Source organism: Thermoanaerobaculia bacterium (genome assembly GCA_035260525.1).
GTDB lineage: Bacteria > Acidobacteriota > Thermoanaerobaculia > UBA5066 > DATFVB01 > DATFVB01.
Map to the genome: position 1 here is coordinate 1 of DATFVB010000319.1, position 19,099 is coordinate 19,099.

The following is a 19,099-nucleotide window of genomic DNA, read 5'->3' on the forward strand; positions in this document are numbered from 1 at the left end:
CACCCGGTGACCGCTCCGCCCACCGATTCATGCTAGTCTCCGCCGGTCCGGGCGGCGTAGCTCAGATGGTTAGAGCGGGCGTCTCATAAGCGCCATGTCGGAGGTTCAATTCCCCCCGCCGCCACCATCCGTCGGCCGCGCGGCGCGCTGGCGCTGGAACCGCGCGGCCTCCCAGATCGCGGACCTCCTCGCTTCGGTTACTTCGGCGAGACTTTCCGCGATCTGACCTCCGCGGCTCGCCTTCTCGGCTCGACCGCTGCGGGGCCCGACCTGAAAGGGCTGTGGTGGATCTCCTTCTCGCCGGCCTTCGCCCTGTCGAACGCTGGCGCTCGCCGACGCTTCGGCGCGATTCAGAAAACGAACGAAGCGCCGCGTTGCGAAGGCGGGTGCCGCGCCATAGCTCGGCGAAGACGAGCGACGGCGGGCAACTGTCGGTTTCGCGACGCTCGCGGAGAGTTTCGCGCGATGCCCTTCGCGGTTCGGGTACCCTCATCCGGCGGCCTCTGGCCGCCACCTTCTCCCGCCGGCCGAAGCAGCGGGGCGGCTCGCCTTACTCGCCACATCGCGACGCTCGCGGAGCTCCCTCATCCGCCGGCTTTTGCCGGCACCTTCTCCCGCGGGGAGAAGGGAATTCATTCGCCGTCACCCGGGGCTACGGAATCCTCGCCTCCTCTTCGAATTTCCCCCCGCACCAGAGGCACTTCGACGCGCCTTCGCTGACCCGCGGCCTTCCGCACGATGGGCATTTCGCCGCCGGCGGACGCTTCTTCGCCTGGGCGATCGCGATCGCCGCCGTCGCCTCGAACGACAGCTTCGACGAGTCCTTCACGGTCGCGCGGCCGATCAGGAAGACGCCGACCCAGAGGAGCACGAGCGTCACGAAGACGCCGAAGATCCAGAGGAGCGGCGCCGCGCCCGCCTGCTTCGGGTCGGAGAGGCCGGCGAAGAGGCGCACGGCCTCGCGGACCGCGATCACGAGGAGCGGGACCGTCACGATCGCCGCCAAGAGGATCGGCTTCCTCATCCCGCGCTCCCCCGCCGCCGGACCGCGGCCGTTCTCCCGGTCACGGGGCGCGGCCGGCGCCCGGCTCGCGGGCCGGGTACGCGGCGGGGTCGGCCATCAGCCGATGATTCTCGACGAAGACCGGGTATTCGGCAAAGAGCGCCCACAGATGCAGGAGGAGCGCGACCACGCTCGTCGAGAGATGCGCGAGGCGCGCCATGCTGCGGATCCCCGGCGCCGCGGTATGCACCCAACCGCCGAGCACGAACGTCGCGATCGCCGCGATCATCGCGAAGGTCGCCGGAGGCGACGTCTTCGCCTTGAACCGGCGCAGCGCGCGCAGGATCCCGAGCTTCTTCTCCTCCGGCCATCCCGCGATCTCGTCCTTCACGAGCCGGCCCGTTCCGATGAAGTAGAAGAGGACCATCGACTGCGAAAAGAGCGAAAGGAGCAGCGTCGGGATCGCGTAGAGGACGTGGCGCGTCACGAGGAACCGGATGTTCGGATCGTGCACGCCGTGCCACGCGAGGACGAACCCGAACCACGAGGTCACGAGGAAGCCGGCCGCGGCCGCGGCGGTTCCGGCGAGGAGCGCGAGCGCCATGCCGCGGAGGATAACCGATGCGGGAGCCCGCATCGGGCGCGGCGGAATGATCCGGGCTAGAATCGAAGTCGTTCCATGGCCGACGTCTCGACGCTCTACGACATCTTCGAGGGCCTCGCCTCCTCCGGGAAGGACGCGGTCCAGATGAGCCGCGACGAGGCGGGAAAATGGACGTCGGTCTCGGCGCGCGACTTCGGATTCACGGTGCGGTGCCTCTCCCTCGGCCTGAACGCGCTCGGCATGCAGCCCGGCGACCGGGTCGCGATCCTCTCCGAGAACCGGCCCGAGTGGGCGATGGCCGACTACGCGATCATCTGCGGCGGCGCCCTCTCGGTCCCGATCTACGCGACCCTGCCCGCCGAGCAGATCGTCGAGCTGCTCCGCGACAGCGGCGCGAAGATCGCCGTCGTCTCGACGGCCGAGCAGCTCGAGAAGATCCGCGTGATCCGCGACCGCTGTCCCGAGCTCGACCACGTGATCGCGATCGACGCCGCGCCCCCGGACGAGCCCGGCTACGAGCACTGGATCAAGACGATCGACCGCGGGCGCGGCAACATGGAGATGGGGTCGACCGTCTTCGAGGCCCGGGCCTCGCGGATTCGCCCGTCCGATCCGTGCACGATCATCTATACGTCGGGAACGACCGGCGAGCCGAAGGGAGCGGTGCTCACGCACGCGAACTTCGTCTCGAACGTCCTCGCCTGCTGCCAGATCGTTCCGATCCGGGAAACGTCGATCGCCCTCTCGTTCCTGCCGTTGTCGCACGTCTTCGAGCGGATGCTCGACTACGCGTACGCCTACCGGCAGTCCACGATCGGCTATCTCGGCGACGTCACGATCCTCCGCGACGCCTTGGTCGAGCTCGAGCCGACCGTCTTCGGCGCCGTCCCGCGCGTCTACGAGAAGATCTACGCGGCGGTTCGGGAGAGCGTCGCCGGCTCGCCCGTCAAGAGGGCGATCTTCGCGTTCGCCGTCGAGCAGGGGCGGCGCCGGCTCCGCCGGATGGAGCGCGGAGAAGAGAACCCCACGTCTCTCGGAATCCGCATCGCGGACCGCCTCGTCTTCTCGAAGCTCCGCGCGCGGCTCGGACGCCGCTTCCAGTTCGCGGTCTCCGGCGGCGCTCCCCTCTCCCGGGAGCTGGCGGAGTTCTTCTGGGGCGCGGGCGTGACGATCTACGAGGGGTACGGCCTGACGGAGACCTCCCCGGTGATCTGCGTCAATGGGCCCGGGCGATGGAAGCTCGGCACGGTCGGCCGTCCCGTTCCGGGCGTCGAGGTCCGGATCGCGGACGACGGCGAGATCCTCACCCGCGGCCCGCACGTCATGAAGGGATATTTCGGCAAGCCCGCCGAGACCGCCGAGGTGATCGACCGCGACGGCTGGTTCGCGACGGGCGACATCGGCGAGCTCGACGACGGCTTCCTCCGGATCACCGACCGCAAGAAGGACGTGATCGTCCTCTCCGGCGGCAAGAAGGCGGCGCCGCAGCCGATCGAGAACGCGCTGAAGCAGTCGGCGCTGATCGAGGTGCCGATCGTGATCGGCAACGCCCGGAAGTTCATCGCGGCGCTCATCGTCCCGAGGTTCGAGGCGTTGAAGCGCATGGGGCTCGGCGCCCGGCCGCTCGAGAGCCCCGAGGTGCAGGCCGCGTTCCAGAAGGAGATCGACGCGTACAACGAAGGCAAGCCCCACTACGAGCAGATCCGCGCCTTCACGCTCCTCGACCGCGACCTGACCCTCGACGCCGGCGAGATCACCCCGACGATGAAGGTCAAGCGCCGCGTGATCGAGGAGCGCTACAAGGCGCTGATCGACCGGATGTACGAAGAGAAGCCGCATGGAACGTGACGTGGTCGTCGTCGACGGCGTGCGGACCCCCTACTGCCGCGTCAACACCGACCTCAAGGGCGTCAGCGCGGTCGACCTCGGGCGCATCCCGTCCGTGGAGCTCTTCGCCCGGACCGGGCTCGATCCCGAGCACCTCGACGAGGTGATCTTCGGCAACATCGCGACTCCGGTCGACGCGGCGAACATCGCCCGCGTCATCGCGCTGCGGGCCGGGGTCCCCGAGTCGGTGCCGGCGTTCACGGTCGGACGCAACTGCGGATCGGGCGCGGAGTCGATCGCGGACGCCTTTCTCCGGATCCGCGGAGGATTCAACCGGATGATCCTCGCGGGCGGCGTCGAGTCGATGTCGAACATCCCGCTCCTCTACGGCGAGACGGCCAAGCGCAAGTTCACCCGGATGCTGACAGCGAAGTCCCCGCTGGCGCGCCTCGCCGCGGCCGCCGAGCTCCGGCCCGCGGACTTCAAGCCGGTCGTCGGCCTCGAGCTCGGCCTGACCGACCCGGTCTGCGACCTCAACATGGGGCAGACCGCGGAGGTCCTCGCCAAGGAGTTCCACGTCTCCCGGGAGGAGCAGGACGCCTACGCGCTGCGCTCGCATCAGCGCGCGACGGCGGCGCGCGCGAAGCTCGCCGAAGAGATCGTCCCGGTGCCCGTTCCTCCCGACTACGACCGGCTCGCCACGATCGACAACGGGGTGCGCGAGAACCAGACGATGGAGGCGCTGGGGAAGCTCAGGCCTTACTTCGACCGGAAGTTCGGCACCGTGACCGCCGGAAACTCGTCGCAGATCACCGACGGGGGCGCGGCCGTGATCGTCGCGTCCGTCGAGGCCGCTCGCGGGTACGGCCTGAAACCCCTCGGGTACGTGCGCTCCTTCGGGTTCGCCGGGATCGATCCGGCGCGGATGGGCCTCGGTCCCGCGCTCGCCACGCCGGTCGCCTTGAAGCGCGCCGGGCTCTCGTGGAACGAGATCGGCCTCGTGGAGTTGAACGAAGCGTTCGCGGCGCAGGTGCTCGCGTGCGCCCGCGTGTGGGACTCCGCGGAGTGGGCGGCGCGCCACGGCTCCGAGCGGATCGGAGAGCTCGACTTCGAGCGCACGAACGTCAACGGCGGCGCGATCGCGCTCGGCCATCCGGTCGGCTCGACCGGAACGCGGCAGGTCATCACGCTGCTCCGCGAGATGCGCCGGCGGCAGGTCCAGTTCGGACTCGCGACGATGTGCATCGGAGGCGGCCAGGGCGGCGCGATCGTCGTGGAGTTGGCCTCTTAGAGAGGGCGCGGCGATACATCGAGCCGGGCGGGCGCGTGCAGAGCCGCGCTCGCCCTAGACGTACGTCCGAGTACGCCGGCGGGCGGCGCGGCCTGCCCGCATCCCGCCGGGCTCGCGTCTCGCCGCGCCTCGGCACAGCACCGGCATTCCCAATAACTCGGCGTTGAAAAGCCGCGTAGCCGATGATCGTCACATAACCTGTCTCGGTTGACGATGGCGATCAGGCGCGTTCAGACGCGAGCGAGACGCGCACCCACAGACCGCCGGACCTCGCAGGCGTACCGGGGCGTACGTCGGAGGGGTACGGCGGTCGAGGACGCGCGTATTCGCTCGATGTATGGACGCGCCTGCCGACTTCGCGTCAGCGAGCGCGAAGGGTGGCGCGAAACGCGCGGGAGAGGACCCCGTCGGCCGTCACCGCCCACACGTCGTAGCGGTAATAGTGGCCGGCCACGGCGGACGTGTCGACGAAGTCGTAGGAAGCGCCGTCGCGGGCTTCGGCCTGCGCGGGGAGCGATTCCGGTTCCGCGCGGACGATCCGGCCGTCCTCGGTGACCTCGCTCCGCAGGATCGCCCAACCCGAGAGGTCCCGGTGAGAGGCCGTTGTCCAGGAGAGCGCGACCCCTTCGCCCGCGGCCGTGCGCGCCTCCGCGGAGAGTCCCGCGACCGGGAACTCCGCCTCGTGGACGACCGCGGCGGGCGCGGCGAGCGGCGCGGGCCCATGCTCTCCCCCGAGCACCACCCAGTCGATCCGGGTCACGCCGGAAGCCGGAAGAACCTTCCGTTCGCCCGCCGAGACCGGGATGACGTCGCTCGGAAGACCGTCTTCGTAGTGCACGACGGCAAACGCCCGCGCGCCGTCGTCCGGCCAGGCGACGCTCCAGCCTCCCGATCCCGCCGGCGAGGCCGCGAAGAAGCGCCAGGCGCGCGCTCCCGGCGCGGCGGCGTTCAGCGCGCCGGCCGCGAGATCCGACTCCGTGAGCTTCGCCGAGTCGCCGAAGACGTCCTCGGCGCCGTAGAGCCGCGCGAGCGACCGGTAGAACGCGTCGCCGGGCGATCCTCCGAGCTCGCGGAAGGCCGTGCCGAACGCGGAGAGCGATGACTCGCCGCGCGCGACGCGGCCGGTCCAGACGTTTCGCAGGAATCCGGGACCGGCGGCGGCCGCCATCTCGCGAATCCATTCCGCGGCGAAGAGCTCCGAACCGGGGGCGTCGAGGGAGTGCTCGGGCGCGGCGCCGTTCTCTCGCAGCTCCTCGCGATCGCTCTCGGACAGATCGGCGCCGAGCGACAGGGCGCGGGCCGCGGCCGACACCACGCCGGAGGGGGTCGCAGGAGCGAGGCCGCGCAGCACGAAGACCGCCGCTCCGCGGACCGCCTCGGCCGCGGCATCGGCGAACGAGTGTCCGGCGAGGTTCAACGCCACGACCCCGTCCCGGTCGCCGGCAAGGCTGAAGACGTCGGAAAAGTCGAGCCCGGGAGCGGAGGCGGCGAGGACGCGGAGGGGTTCCGCGGCCGTGAACGGGACCTTCCAGTCGCCCGGGTCGAACGCCGCGCGAAGGCGAGCGTCGAGCTCCGCCGCGAAGGCGGCCGCGTCGGCCGGGTCGAGCCCCGGCGCGCGCACGACGGCCCGCCCGTCCCAGATCGCGAGGTTCTCGGGAGAGCCGGCGTCGGTCGACCGGAGGTCGGGGCGGAAAACGTTGACGCCGACGGAAGAGCCGAGAAACTCGGCGCGCCGCCACGGCGCGGCTTGAGCGCTGCCTGCCGCCCAGAGGACGCAGGCGGCCCACACCGGCCACCGTTTCACTATCCCGAAGCGCATCCGAGGTTTACGATAGCCTTCCCGTCCGGCGAAGTCAATCGCGGATCGGGAGTTATACGGGCGGCGAGGTCTTTTCGTTGGAGGAGCCCGGGCGAGAGGCTCCGTCGGCCACCTCGACGACGATCGTGGTGATGTTGTCGAGCCCGCCCTTCTCGTTGGCGCGGGCAACGAGGTCCCGGCAGATGGATTCCGGATCCCCGCCCCCGCCGGCGAGGACCTGGCCGATCTCCTCGTCGGAGAGCATCGTCGTCAGCCCGTCGGAGCAGAACAGGTACTGGTCGCCCGGCTGGAGGTCGAGCTCCTGCAGCTCGGGCAGGACCGTCGGTCCGCCCCCGAGCGCCCGGGTGACGACGTTCTTGAGCGGATGCGACTTCGCTTCTTCCTCCGTGAGGATGCCGGTGACGATCTGCTCGTGCACCCACGAGTGATCGTCCGTCAGCCGGCGAAGCTCGCCGCTCCGGCGGCGATAGGCGCGGCTGTCCCCGACGTGCGCGAGCGACATTCCGGAGCCGTTCAGGATCCCGCCGACGAGCGTCGTCCCCATCCCCTTCAGCGACGGCTGCTTGGCGACCGCGGAGATCACCCGTTCGTTCGCCTTCTCGACGGCGACCGCGAGACGGTTGCTGTTGAACCGCCACTGGTGGTTGTACTGGAACGGCCAGGTGCTCTCCATCTTCTGGCTCGTGTCGGTGATGAACTCCTCGATCGTGTCGACCGCGATCTTGGCGGCGACCTCGCCGGCGGCGTGCCCTCCCATGCCGTCCGCAACGACGAAGAGCCCCTCCGAAAGATCGATCACGAAGGAATCCTCGTTGTGCTTGCGCTTGCGACCGATGTCGGTCAGGCCGAAGGCCCGGAGATTCATCGCCATCGCCGGTTCACGCCTGCGGCGCGCGGTGCGCGCGCGCTTCTTCGAGACCGCGGCGCACCTCGGCCGAATCCGGTGTCCAGCGCATGGCTTCAAGGTAGCACTTTTCCGCGCGGCTCCATAGGCCGGCCTGCCGGAAGATCAGCCCCGCGTCCTTCAGGAAGCTCGCGTTGTGCGGGTCGATCCGGATCGACTTCTCGATGGCGGCGACGGCGTGGCGCATGCGGTTCGGAAACCGCGACGCGGCGAGGGCGAAGTGGTGCTGGATCTTCGCGTTCTCCGGGTCGTGGTGCATCGCGAGCTCGAAATTCGAGAAGGCCGAGTCCCAGCGCCCCTCCCGGTATTCGTCGACCCCGCGGGCGAGATACGCCTGCGCGATCGCCTGCGGATCGTCGGCGGACACGACCTTGTTGTCCAGGTCGAAGTCGTGGGCGGCGCGGCGCTCCCGGTTCGTGAGGATGTTGTACGCCTCGGTGAGCGACTGGAATTCCGCTTCCGCGCGCGCCTTCTCCGCCGGCGGAAACCGGTCCGGGTGCCGTTCGCGCGCGAGCTCGCGGAAGCGCTTGCGGAGCTGCTCTTCGGTGGCAGTCCGATCCACTCCGAGGACCTGGTAATGGTTGACCGATTGAGCCATGCGTTCGATTCTTTCGGCGATTATCCGGTATCCGGCGCGCCCGGTGCAAGCCCCACGATCCCGAGCGGCCCGGTTACGACCGTTTGATCAGGTAGAGCTTCCGGGCCGTGACGCGGACGGCCTCCGCCAGGCTGCGGTCGTTCATGATCGCCTTCAGGTCGCGGAGCCGAAGGAACTTCACCAGGCTCATGCCGACCTCCGGGGGCACCTTGGGGTTCCGGATCAGCGCGAGCACGACGCCGTATTTGCGCACCCAGTCCGGCTTGGCGGCCATGCGCCGGAAGACCTCCTCGTCGACGTTGCGCATCGCGGCGAACGCTTCGAGCTCGACGTCGGTCAAAAACGGCGACTTGAGGACCGCTTCCCAGACGGGCTTCAGCACCGAGGTGATCAGGACGCGCCGCTCCTCCCGGGTGCCCTTCGTCGCCGCGTCGATCCGCTGGGCGACCGTCATGTACGCGAGCCGCTGGTGAAGCGCCATCCGGCGCTCCTCGGTGAGCTCCTCCTCCCCTTCGGCGGACGTCGCGGCCCCGGACGCGAGGGCCGCCTCGGCTTCGGCTTCGCCGGCTCGCGCCGTCTCCTCCTCCTGCCGCGCGGCGGCGGCCTGCTCGGCCGCCTCTCGCTCGGCCGTTTCCCGTTCGAGGAGCGCGCGCCGCTCCACTTTCTCGAAGAACTCCTCCCGCATCTCGTGCAGCAGCCGGCGCGAGTCGGCGGTGAGGCCCGGGTTCGACTCGATCGCGGCGAGGAGCTCGGGGCTCGCCAGCAGCCGCTTCTGGTTGACGACCAGCGCCTCCTGGACGGTTCCGGCCGCCGTCTTCGCGATCTCGACGAGCACGGAATCGGGAGTCCCCGGATATCGGACGACCTGCTCGAGAACCGCCGAGTCCTCGGTCGCGGCGGCGAGCCTCGCGATCTCGTCGGCCGTCAGCGGGACGAGGTCGAAGAGGAGGCCCCACTCGTCCGGCGTCACGCGCGCGAGCGAGCGCCGCGCCTCGCCCGAGACTTCCGGGTCCGGGTCGCGGGCGAGCGCGAGGAGCGTGCGCAGCCGGTCTTCGATCCCGAGTGGAAGGAGGCCGCGCGCGGCGAACAGGCGGACGGTGCGTTCGGCCGATCCGTCGGCGAGCGCGGCGACCGAGAGCTCGGGCTCCGGAGGCCTGGCCGAGCTCATTGCCCGCGGGAAAGGAGCTCGTTGACGCTTCCCGCGTCGAGGCGGACGTCGCGCACGACCTCTCCCTCCTGACCCAGCGGAGGAAGCGCGCGGCCGTTGACGGTCACGCGCACGGCGCCCGCGTTCCCGGCGGTCAGACGGAAGCTCCGGCGCGCCTCGAAGGTCCGGGCTTCCCCGCCGCGGAGGGTCCCCGAGAAGAGAAGGCGGTCGTCGGCGAAGATCTCCATCCAGCATTCCTCGCGGGTGGAAAGGGCGAGCGTCAGCGGCTCGGCGACCGGCGGCGCGCCGGCAGCGGCCGGAACGACCGTCGCCGACACGGGCGCCGCCGAAACGGGGGCGGAGGTCGAAGAGGGGGCGTCCGCCGCCGGAGGCGCCGGGGAAGCTCCCGTCGAGGGAGGAACCTGGCGAATGTGCGGGGAAAGAGCGACCGGAGGAAGCGAGAGCGCCTTCGGCTCCTCGGGTCTCGGCCGCCGGACGTATCGCCACACGCCCGCGGCGATCAGGACCGCGACCGCGGCGGCGACGACGCCGAGCACGACGGCGCGGACCGACGGCTTCCGGGACGCCGATCCGGCGGCCGACCCGGCGTGGCTTCGGGCGCCGGAGGCCCCGACTTCCGAGAGATAGGCGTTGACCATCTCCTCCGGATCGAGGCCGAGGAACGCCGCGTAGGCGCGGATGAAGCCGCGCGTGAAGACCGGAGCCGGGAGCTTGCCGAAATCTCCACGCTCGAGCGCCTGCAGGTGGCGCGCCGAGATCTTGGTCGCCGCCGCGATGCTCTCGAGCGAGACCTCGCGGAGGAGGCGATGCCGCTTCAATTCCTCCCCGAAACTGGTCTCCGCGGGGTCTTTCTCGGACATGCTCCGGCGATGCTAGCACCACCGTCGCGGGAGCTGGCTCAGGCCGGAAGAGTCGCCCCCCCGCCCGTCACCGTTCGGTACGCGAGGGTGGCGCGGGCGATCTCGAGAAAGTTCGGCGTCCGCCAGCGTTCCGTGCAGATCTCCCGCAGATCGGCGAGCGGAATCGCGGCGAGAAGGTCGGCGGCGAGCCCGGCCGGCGTGAACCGGTTGCGTGCGACCGCGGCCCGGACGGCGATCCGGAGACCCCAGACGGAATCGAGAGCGATCGCCTCGAGCGACTCGGGGTCGCGCCCGGCGATCGCCATGTAAACGACGTCGGCTTCGACCGTGAAGCGGTTCCTCAGGAGGGCGCGGACGAGCGGCGGCTCCCCGGATCTCCGCAGCGCCGAGACGGTTCCCGGGCCCGAGATGCGGGCGAGCTCGACACGCTCGGAGATCGCGAGCCCGGGAAGGCGGCGAAGGATCTCCTGGTCCGCCGCGCGGCGGACCTGCGGATGCGCCCGGGCGTCGGCCGAGATCCACGCCAGGTCGCGCCAGAAGAGGGTCGGCACGAGCGAGATCGCCTCGGCCCGAGGCGTGCGCGGATGCGCGGCGAGCGCCCGGCGCACGACGTGGAGGCGGCGGGCGTCCGGGTCGCGGAGGAGAGCGCGGATGTCGTCGGCGGAAAGATCGCCGGACTCGCCGCGGCGCAGGTATTCGCGCTCCGTCGCCCTAGGCATGGACCGAGCCCTTCCGGGCGATCGCCTCCGCGATCGCGGCCGCGTGATGGCGGCTGTTCTCGATGAAGATGCGCCCCGTGTCGGTGCCGGAAAGGACGGCGCCGGCGAGGTACAACCCGGGCACGTTCGACTCGAACGTCTCGGCGTCGTGCCTCGGCTGCCGGCGTTCTCCCTCGAGGACGACGCCGCAGCGCTCGAGGAACGCAAAGTCGGGCTCGTACCCGATCAGGGCGAAGACCGCGTCGGCGGGGACGAGCATCTGCCCCGACGGGGTCTCGGCGAGGACGGCGTCCGGCTGGATCTCGACGACGCGCGAGTGGAACAGGGCGCGGATGGCCCCGTCGCGGATGCGGTTCTCGAGATCGGGCTTGATCCAGTACTTCACCCGCTCCGAGATCGCTCCGTGCCGCACGATCATCGTCACCGACGCGCCGTGCCGGTAGAGGTCGAGCGCGGCCTCCGACGCGGAGTTCTTGCCTCCGACGACGACGACCCGCCGGCCGTGGAACGGATACCCCGAGACGTAGCGCGTGTGGACGAGCGGCAGGCTGCACCCCGGCACGTCGAGCTTCTTCGGATTGTGGAAGAACCCGGTCGCGATGACGACCGCCGACGCGCGGATCTCGATCGGAGCGCCGCGGCGGCGCGCGGCGATCACGAAGCCGTCGTCGATCCGCCTCGCGTCCACGATCTCCGTCTCCGGCTCGACCCGCACTCCGAACTTCTCGGCGACGCCTCTGTAGTAGGCGAGCGTCTCGAGTCGCGTCGGATGCGCGTGCGGCGTCGTGAACGGTACCCCCGCAATATCCAGAAGATCGCGGCTCGAGAACCAGACCATCTCCTCCGGAAAGTGGTAGATCGAGTCGAGGATCGCGCCGCGGTCGAAGCAGACCACCGCGATTCCCTTTCGCTGGAGCTCGATGGCGCACGCGATCCCCGTCGGCCCCGCGCCGACGATCGCGACGGGAAGGGATGCGTCCGGCATCGGGAGATTTTAAAGGATGGCGGCGAAAGCGGGAATTCCGATTTCCCGGGTGATCGCTCCGCTTCGCTCGCGATGACGGCAGCTCGCAAGAGACGGCCCCCGGAATATCGATCGGGCTGTTCTCGCCGTCCGAGTGTCAGCGGTGTTGAGGGCAGAGCCGCCGTAGCCTTGGCGAAGGCGGACGGAATATGGACCGCCCGCGCCGTCGCCATCGTAATCCCTCGCCGCAAGGACGAGGCGCGGCCAGACGTGGTGGAAGACGGGTTCGGGCGACCGGGCGGCGGGTGAGGCGTACCGGAGCGTACGTTGAGCCCGCCGCCCGGCCACACGGACCCGTATAACGCCGCGTATGGTCCGCGCCGGCTAGATCCTCTTCCCCACCGCCGGCGCCACGATGCGCAAGGCATCCATCAGCCTCTCGAACTGCGCCGGCAGCAGCGACTGCGGGCCGTCGCACAGCGCGTGGTCGGGATCCGGATGCACCTCGATCAGCAGGCCGTCGGCGCCCGCGGCCGCGGCGGCGAGCGCCATCGGAGCGACCTGCTCCCGGTGTCCCGTCCCGTGCGAGGGATCGGCGACGACCGGCAGGTGCGAGAGCTTCTCGACGACCGGGATCGCCGAGATGTCGAGGGTATTCCTCGTGTACCGCTCGAACGTCCGGATCCCGCGCTCGCAGAGGATCACGTCGCGGTTTCCTCCCGCCATGACGTACTCGGCCGAGAGGAGCCACTCCTCGATCGTCGCCGAGAGACCGCGCTTCAGGAGGACCGGCCTCCGGATCTTCCCGAGCTCCTTGAGGAACGTGAAGTTCTGCATGTTCCGCGCGCCGACCTGGAGCAGGTCGACGTACGGAAGCGCGTCCTCGATCTGCGACGCGTCCATCACCTCGGAGACCGTCGCGAGGCCGAACGCGTCCCCCGCCTCGCGCAGCAGCTTCCATCCGTCGATCCCCATCCCCTGGTACGAGTACGGCGACGTGCGCGGCTTGAAGGCGCCGCCGCGGAGGATCCGCGCTCCGGCCTTCGCGACGGCTTTCGCGCTTTCGAACATCTGGTCTCGCGTTTCGATCGTGCACGGGCCGGCCATCACGACCACCTCGTCCCCGCCGACCGGGACGCCGCGGACGGAGATCACGGAATCGCGCGGCTGGAACGTCCGGCCGGCGAGCTTGTACGGCTCCGAGATGCGGACGACCTCCGAGACGCCGGGCAGATCCTCGAAGAAGCGGGGATCGCTGTTCTGGATGTGGCCGACGGCGCCGAGCACCGTGCGCTCCGCTCCCGTCGAGCGATGCACGTCGAAACCCTTCTCGACCAGCCGGGCGATCACGGCGTCCACCTCGGACTCCGTGGCCGTCGGGCTCATCACGATCAGCATTTTTCCTCCTGGGCGCCCTGCGCCTCGCGCTCGAGCCGCCGGGACTCGTCGATGATCCGCTCGTACAGCCGGCGAAGGCCTTCCGCCGAGAGCGGCCCGCGGCTCTCGCGCTCCACGTGCGCGAGCACCTGCCGCTCGCGTTCCGGAGAGTAGACGGGGACCCCGGCGGCGCTCTTGGCCCGGCCGATCTCGAGCGCGTACTTCGCGCGCTGGTTCAGGAGCTTCACGAGCACGCGGTCGAGCTCGTCGATGGAGGCGCGGAGCCGCTCGAGCTCGGTCATCGGCGGCAGGCCTCGACGAGCTCCCGGACGAGCGCCTCGACGGCGGCGACGGAGCTTCGCTCCGCGCACGCGACGAGCGCCGATCCGACGACGACGCCGTCGGCGATGCGGGCCACGCGGGCCGCGTCCTCCGGCCGCGCGATGCCGAATCCGACCGCGATCGGAAGGCGTCCCGAAGAGTTCTTCTTCCGGGCGACGGTCGCGCGCCTCGCACGCGCCCCCGCCGAACTTCCCGTTCGCGCGCACGCGACGGTCGCGCGCCGCGCGCGCGCAACGGTCGTCTCGAGGTCCCCCGCGAGACGGCTCTTCTCCCCCGTCGTCCCCGTCCGGGAGACGACGTAGAGGAAGCCCCGCGAACGCGACGCCGCCTCGCGCATCCGGCGGGAGTCGGAGGTCGGCGAGACGAGGAACACGGGGTCGAGCCCCGCGCGCCGGATCTCCGGAAGGACGAGACGCGATTCCTCGACCGGCACGTCGGTCAGGAGGACCGCGTCGAATCCGGCCGCGCGCGCCTCCCGGAACACGCGGTCGAATCCGCGGGCGCAGAGGGGATTCGCGTACGAGAAGAGCACGAGCGGCATCCCGGTCGCCCGGCGGATCTCGGCCGCCGCCGAGAAGACCCCGTCGAGCGTCGTCCCCGACGCGAGCGCGCGGGACGCCGACCGCTGCAGCGTCGCGCCGTCGGCGATCGGGTCGGAGAACGGGACCCCGAGCTCGAGCACGTCCGCGCCGCCCGCGGCGACGGCGCGCGCGAGCTCGACCGTCGTCGGGAGATCCGGGTCCCCCGCCGTGAGATACGCGACGAACGCCGCGCGTTTTTCTCCGGCGGCGCGCGCGAACGCGGCGCCGATCGCTCCCGTCCCGCTCATTCCGACTCCAGGCGCTCGACTTCCGCGAGGTCCTTGTCCCCGCGGCCGGAGAGATTCACCAGGAGGAGATCGCGCTTCCGGAGCGACCGCGCGAGCCGGAGCGCGAAGGCGATCGCGTGCGCCGACTCGAGCGCCGGCACGATCCCCTCGCGGCGCGTCGTCGCGTCGAAGGCGGCGAGCGCCTCCGCGTCGCCGATCGAGACGTAGCGCACGCGGCGAGCCTCGCGGAGCGCCGCATGCTGCGGGCCGACCGCCGGATAGTCGAGCCCCGCCGACACGGAATGCGTCGGCGCGATCTGCCCCTCCGGGTCCTGGAGGACCCACGTCCGCGTCCCGTGGAGGATGCCGATGCGTCCTCCGGCGAACCGCGCCGCGTGATCGCCGAGCGCCGGCCCGCGGCCGCCCGCCTCGACGCCCCAGAGCCCCACGCGGTCCCGCAGGAACGCCTGGAAGATGCCGATCGCGTTCGAGCCGCCCCCCACGCAGGCGACGACCGCTTTCGGAAGCTTCTTCCACCGCCGGAGGCACTGGGCCCGCGCCTCGCGGCCGATCGCGCGATGGAACCACGCGACCATCGACGGATACGGGTGCGGCCCGAGGGCCGAGCCGAGCACGTAATGCGTCGTCGCCGAGCTCTCGGACCAGTCGCGCATCGCCTCGTTGATCGCGTCCTTCAGCGTCTTCGACCCCGCCTCGACCTCGCGCACCTCGGCGCCGAGGCGACGCATCCGCGCGACGTTCACGGCCTGGCGGCGGGTGTCCTCCGAGCCCATGTAGACGACGCAATCGAATCCGAGCCACGCGGCGACGGTCGCGGTCGCCACACCGTGCTGGCCCGCGCCGGTCTCGGCGATCAGCCGCGTCTTGCCCATGCGGCGAGCGAGGAGCGCCTGACCGATCGCGTTGTTGATCTTATGCGCGCCGGTGTGGAGCAGGTCCTCGCGCTTGAACAGGATCTTCGCTCCTCCCGCGTCCTCGGAAAGGCGGGCGGCGAGGAAGAGCGGCGTGGGCCGGCCCGCGTAGTCGCGGAGAGCCGCGTCGAACTCGGCGCGGAAACGCGCGTCTTTCCGGGCCTCCGAGAATGCCGCCGCGAGACGCGTCAGCGGCGCCATCAGCGTCTCGGGCGCAAAGCTCCCGCCATAGGGACCGAATCTGCCGCGATCAGCCATCGGCCCTCCGGACCTCGGCGAAGAACGCGCGGAGCCTGCCCGGATCCTTGATGCCGGGCGAGGATTCCACGCCCGTCGCGACGTCGACGAGGAACGGCCGCGCCGTCCGGATCGCCGCGCCGACGTTGTCCGCCGTCAGGCCTCCCGCGATGCCGATCGGCGCCGCGCCGCGGTGGCCCGCGAGCAGGCTCCAGTCGAACGTGCGTCCCGTCCCGCCGGCGAGCTCCGGGTGTGCGGCGTCGAAGAGGACCGCGTGGCAACGGTCCAGGAGAGCGCGCTCATGGGGAAACACGGCTCCGGAGACCCGGCGAACGGCGACGACCGGCAGACCGTAGCCGAAGTCCTCGGGAGCGATCTCCCGATGGAACTGGAGCAGGTCGAGACGGAGGGCGTCGATTGCGCGGCAGACCGCGTCGCGCTCTTCGTCGACGAACACGCCGACCCGGCAGGCCCCGTTCGACGCCGAGCGAAGCTCCGCCGCCGCCTCCTCGCTCACCCGGCGGGGACTCCTCGCCGAAAAATTGAACCCGAGATAGTCGGCGCCGAGCTCGCGGCAGAGCGCCACGTCCTCGCTTCGCGTCAGTCCGCAGATCTTGACGCGCGTCACGAGATGTCCTTGGACGTCTCGACAACGACATCCCTCGACGTCTTCACGACATCCTTCGACGTCTTCACGACATTCTCCGACGTCTTCACGACATCCCTCGACGTCTCGACGACGCCCCTCGACGTCTTCACGACATTCTCCGACGTCTTCACGACATTCTCCGACGTCTTCACGACGTCCCCCGCAGCGATCGCAGCGTCTCTTCCGGATCCTCCGAGCGGAGCAGCGTCTCGCCGACGAGGAAAGCGGAGAACCCCGCCGCGGCGAGCCTTTCGACGTCTTCCCTCGATCGGATGCCGCTCTCGGCCACCCGGAGGATCCCGCCGGGCACCGACGCGGCGAGCGACGCGGCCGCCTCGCGGTCGACGTCGAACGTCCGGAGGTCCCGGGCGTTGATCCCGACGATCGACGCTCCCGCGGAGGCCGCCCGGCGGACCTCCTCCGCGTCGTGCGCTTCGACGAGCGAGGCGAGGCCGCGCGACTCCGCCGCGCGACGAAGGCGCGGCAGGGCCTCGTCGTCGAGGAGCGCCGCGATCAGCAGCACGGCGTCGGCGCCGTACGACGCGGCGAAATCGAGCTGCTCCTCGCCGAGGACGAAGTCCTTCATCAGGACCGGCAGGCCCGAGATCCGGCGCGCCCGCGAAATCCATTCGGGGTCGCCGCCGAAGAATTCCCGCTCCGTCACGACCGAGATCGCGGCCGCATGCCCCCGGCGGTAGGCGAGGGCGAGGGTCTCGACGCGGCGGTCGAGGTTCCGGTCGATCTCCCCCGCCGACGGCGAGCGGCGCTTGAGCTCCGCGATGATCCGCGTGCCTCCCTCGCACAGGGACGCGGCGAAGCGCGCGCCGTCGGGAGGGGGCGCGGCGGGCTGCCGCAAAGCGTACGCACCCGCCGGCATCCGGGACCGAACCGACGCCGCGATCTCCGCGAGGACGCCGCCGCTCACGCGCGCTCCGGCGCCGCGGCGCGGGCGAGGACGGCGGCCGCGCGCCCCGAGTCGATCGCGGCTTCCGCCATCGCGTACCCCTCGTGGAGCGTCGGCGCGGCGTCCGCGATCCAGAGCGCCGCCGCGGCGTTGACGAGCACCGTCTCGCGGACCGGGCCGGGCGCCCCGTCGAGGACCGCCCGCAGGATCGCGGCGTTTTCCGCCGGCGCTCCGCCGGCGAGGTCGGCGATCTCGACCGGGCGCTGGGCGAGCACCCCCGCGTCGAACCGCCACGCGGCCGCGCGTCCCGGCCGCACCTCGAAGCCGATGGCGGCCACACCCGGCGTCAGCTCGTCGAGTCCGTTCTCCGAGTGGAAGACGATCGCGCGCTCCGTGCCGAGCATCGCGAGCGCCTCCGCCAGCAGCCGGGCGACGTCGAACCGGCTCACGCCGATGAGCTGCCGGTTCGCGTCCGCGGGATTGGCGAGGGGCCCGATCAGGTTGAAGATCGTCCGCACGGCGAGCTCCCGCCGCGCCGGCGCGACCTGGCGCATGGCGGGATGGAACGCGGGCGCGAAGAGGAACGTGAACCCGGTCTCGTCGAGCTCGGCGGCGGCCTGCGCGGGCGACTTCTCGATCGGGACTCCGAGAGACTCGAGCACGTCGGCGGAGCCGCAGCGCGTCGCCGAGCGGTTGCCGTGCTTGGCGACGGCGACGCCCGCACCCGCGCACACGAACGCCGCGGCGGTCGAGACGTTGACGGTCGTCCTCCCGTGCCCGCCGGTGCCGCACGTGTCGAGGAGCGGCGTCCGGGCCGAGGGGACGCGGAGCATCTTCTCCCGGACCGCGCCGACCGCGCCGGCGAGCTCCTCCGGCGTCTCGCCGCGCGCGGCGAGCCCCAGCAGCAGCGCGCCCTTCTGCGCGTCGGACGCCCGTCCTTCCATCAGGTCGAAGAACGCGTCGCGCGCCTCGCCCGCGGAGAGCGTTCCGCGATCGGCGATCCGCCGCAGCGCCCGGGCGATACTCACGCGGCGCCCCGCACGAAATTCCCGATGAGCTTCGGCCCCTCGACGGAGAGGATCGATTCCGGATGGAACTGGACGCCCCAGACCGGCCGTTCCCGGTGGCGCAGCCCCATGACGATCCCGTCTTCCGACCGCGCGACCACCTCGAGCTCCGGCGGAAGCGTCTCTTCGCGGACGGCGAGCGAGTGGTATCGGGTCGCCTCGAAGGGGTTCGACAGGCCGCGGAAGATCCCGACGCCGCCGTGCGTGATCCGCGACGTCTTTCCGTGCATCAGGACGGGGGCGCGGTCGACGACCGCCCCGTGCGCGACCGCGATCGCCTGGTGGCCGAGACAGACGCCGAGAAGGGGAATCCCGCGCTCCTCCGCCGCGCGGATCGTCTCGATCGAGCGGCCCGCCTTCTCCGGAACGCCCGGGCCCGGCGAGATCACGACCGCCGCGGGCCGCCGGTCGAGCTCGACCCGCGGGTCGAAGGCGTCGTTGCGGACGACGCGCACGTCGGGATCGATCGCCGCGATCGCCTGCACGAGGTTGTAGGTGAAGGAGTCGTAGTTGTCGACCATCAGGATCATCGGAGGTTCCTCGCCCGAACGGTCTGTCTTGAGCTCCTCAACGGAGCGTTCTCTCTTGAGCTCCTCAACGGAGCTCTCTCTCTTGAGCTCCTCAACGGAGCTCTCCCGCCGCTTCGGCCGCCCGGAAGAGGGCGCCCGACTTGATCTCGGTCTCCCGCGCCTCGCGGTCGGGGTCGGAGTCGGCGACGATCCCCGCCGCCGCCTGCACGCGCGCGACGCCGTTCTCGACGACCATCGTCCGGATCGCGATCGCGGAGTCGAGGTCCCCCGACACGTCGAGGTAGCCGACGGCGCCTCCGTAGATCCCCCGGCGCGCGGGCTCGAGCTCGTCGATCAGCTCCATCGCGCGGATCTTCGGCGCGCCGGTCAAGGTGCCCGCCGGAAACGACGCGGCGAGCGCGTCGAGGGCGGAGACGTCCGGGCGCAGCCGCCCGGTCACGGAAGAGACGAGATGCTGCACGTGCGAGTATTTTTCCACGGTGAAGAACTCCGGCAC

21 protein-coding genes and 1 tRNA gene are annotated in these 19,099 nt (G+C 71.0%); 3 read left to right on the plus strand and 19 right to left on the minus strand.

Going from position 1 to position 19,099, the window contains the following annotated elements:
• Window positions 1–50: 50 nt before the first annotated feature.
• Window positions 51–127 (plus strand) — tRNA-Met (locus tag VKH46_15180).
• A gap of 525 nt (window positions 128–652) precedes the next feature.
• Here the strand turns inward: VKH46_15180 and VKH46_15185 are convergent.
• Complete coding sequence (locus VKH46_15185) at window positions 653–1,024, minus strand: hypothetical protein (protein ID HKB72189.1); 372 nt, start codon at window positions 1,022–1,024, stop codon at window positions 653–655.
• 40 nt (window positions 1,025–1,064) lie between these two features.
• Complete coding sequence (locus tag VKH46_15190) at window positions 1,065–1,607, minus strand: hypothetical protein (protein HKB72190.1); 543 nt, start codon at window positions 1,605–1,607, stop codon at window positions 1,065–1,067.
• A gap of 75 nt (window positions 1,608–1,682) precedes the next feature.
• On the opposite strand from VKH46_15190, the gene VKH46_15195 reads away from it, so the two are divergent.
• On the plus strand, window positions 1,683–3,455 hold the full coding sequence (locus VKH46_15195; GenBank protein ID HKB72191.1) for a long-chain fatty acid--CoA ligase: 1,773 nt from the start codon (window positions 1,683–1,685) through the stop codon (window positions 3,453–3,455).
• Window positions 3,445–4,725: a thiolase family protein gene (locus tag VKH46_15200; protein HKB72192.1), complete on the plus strand. Its 1,281-nt coding sequence runs from the start codon at window positions 3,445–3,447 to the stop codon at window positions 4,723–4,725. The genes VKH46_15195 and VKH46_15200 overlap by 11 nt, the downstream gene beginning before the upstream one ends.
• Before the next feature lie 361 nt (window positions 4,726–5,086).
• Here the strand turns inward: VKH46_15200 and VKH46_15205 are convergent, their stop codons facing one another.
• The 17 genes from VKH46_15205 to VKH46_15285 form a co-directional block, all read right to left on the minus strand.
• Window positions 5,087–6,529 carry a hypothetical protein gene (locus VKH46_15205; GenBank protein ID HKB72193.1) on the minus strand — a complete coding sequence of 481 codons (1,443 nt, stop codon included), beginning with the start codon at window positions 6,527–6,529 and terminating at the stop codon, window positions 5,087–5,089.
• A gap of 67 nt (window positions 6,530–6,596) precedes the next feature.
• Window positions 6,597–7,409: a Stp1/IreP family PP2C-type Ser/Thr phosphatase gene (locus VKH46_15210; GenBank protein ID HKB72194.1), complete on the minus strand. Its 813-nt coding sequence runs from the start codon at window positions 7,407–7,409 to the stop codon at window positions 6,597–6,599.
• 13 nt (window positions 7,410–7,422) lie between these two features.
• Window positions 7,423–8,046, minus strand: a complete 624-nt coding sequence (locus VKH46_15215; protein ID HKB72195.1) for a DnaJ domain-containing protein — start codon at window positions 8,044–8,046, stop codon at window positions 7,423–7,425.
• A 73-nt stretch (window positions 8,047–8,119) separates the two neighbouring features.
• A complete protein-coding gene (locus tag VKH46_15220) occupies window positions 8,120–9,214 on the minus strand; it encodes a hypothetical protein (protein ID HKB72196.1) in 1,095 nt (364 codons plus the stop codon).
• Complete coding sequence (locus tag VKH46_15225) at window positions 9,211–10,074, minus strand: RodZ domain-containing protein (GenBank protein HKB72197.1); 864 nt, start codon at window positions 10,072–10,074, stop codon at window positions 9,211–9,213. The genes VKH46_15220 and VKH46_15225 overlap by 4 nt, the downstream gene beginning before the upstream one ends.
• A gap of 38 nt (window positions 10,075–10,112) precedes the next feature.
• Complete coding sequence (locus tag VKH46_15230; GenBank protein ID HKB72198.1) at window positions 10,113–10,793, minus strand: hypothetical protein; 681 nt, start codon at window positions 10,791–10,793, stop codon at window positions 10,113–10,115.
• Window positions 10,786–11,778 carry a YpdA family putative bacillithiol disulfide reductase gene (locus VKH46_15235; GenBank protein ID HKB72199.1) on the minus strand — a complete coding sequence of 331 codons (993 nt, stop codon included), beginning with the start codon at window positions 11,776–11,778 and terminating at the stop codon, window positions 10,786–10,788. The genes VKH46_15230 and VKH46_15235 overlap by 8 nt, the downstream gene beginning before the upstream one ends.
• Before the next feature lie 363 nt (window positions 11,779–12,141).
• Complete coding sequence (gene aroF / locus VKH46_15240) at window positions 12,142–13,155, minus strand: 3-deoxy-7-phosphoheptulonate synthase (GenBank protein HKB72200.1); 1,014 nt, start codon at window positions 13,153–13,155, stop codon at window positions 12,142–12,144.
• A complete protein-coding gene (locus tag VKH46_15245) occupies window positions 13,149–13,436 on the minus strand; it encodes a chorismate mutase (GenBank protein HKB72201.1) in 288 nt (95 codons plus the stop codon). The genes aroF and VKH46_15245 overlap by 7 nt, the downstream gene beginning before the upstream one ends.
• Window positions 13,433–14,305 carry a tryptophan synthase subunit alpha gene (gene trpA, locus VKH46_15250; protein ID HKB72202.1) on the minus strand — a complete coding sequence of 291 codons (873 nt, stop codon included), beginning with the start codon at window positions 14,303–14,305 and terminating at the stop codon, window positions 13,433–13,435. Before trpA ends, VKH46_15245 begins: the two co-directional genes overlap by 4 nt.
• Complete coding sequence (gene trpB / locus VKH46_15255) at window positions 14,302–15,474, minus strand: tryptophan synthase subunit beta (protein ID HKB72203.1); 1,173 nt, start codon at window positions 15,472–15,474, stop codon at window positions 14,302–14,304. Before trpB ends, trpA begins: the two co-directional genes overlap by 4 nt.
• Window positions 15,467–16,081 carry a phosphoribosylanthranilate isomerase gene (locus VKH46_15260; GenBank protein HKB72204.1) on the minus strand — a complete coding sequence of 205 codons (615 nt, stop codon included), beginning with the start codon at window positions 16,079–16,081 and terminating at the stop codon, window positions 15,467–15,469. The genes trpB and VKH46_15260 overlap by 8 nt, the downstream gene beginning before the upstream one ends.
• Complete coding sequence (locus tag VKH46_15265) at window positions 16,078–16,212, minus strand: hypothetical protein (protein HKB72205.1); 135 nt, start codon at window positions 16,210–16,212, stop codon at window positions 16,078–16,080. The genes VKH46_15260 and VKH46_15265 overlap by 4 nt, the downstream gene beginning before the upstream one ends.
• A gap of 38 nt (window positions 16,213–16,250) precedes the next feature.
• Entirely contained in the window at window positions 16,251–17,027 is a 777-nt protein-coding gene (locus VKH46_15270) for an indole-3-glycerol-phosphate synthase (GenBank protein HKB72206.1), read from the minus strand.
• Complete coding sequence (gene trpD, locus VKH46_15275) at window positions 17,024–18,034, minus strand: anthranilate phosphoribosyltransferase (GenBank protein HKB72207.1); 1,011 nt, start codon at window positions 18,032–18,034, stop codon at window positions 17,024–17,026. Before trpD ends, VKH46_15270 begins: the two co-directional genes overlap by 4 nt.
• Window positions 18,031–18,603, minus strand: a complete 573-nt coding sequence (locus tag VKH46_15280; protein ID HKB72208.1) for an aminodeoxychorismate/anthranilate synthase component II — start codon at window positions 18,601–18,603, stop codon at window positions 18,031–18,033. Before VKH46_15280 ends, trpD begins: the two co-directional genes overlap by 4 nt.
• Before the next feature lie 91 nt (window positions 18,604–18,694).
• Window positions 18,695–19,099, minus strand: a 405-nt coding sequence (locus tag VKH46_15285; GenBank protein ID HKB72209.1) for a chorismate-binding protein, incomplete at its 5' end; no start/stop codon positions are given.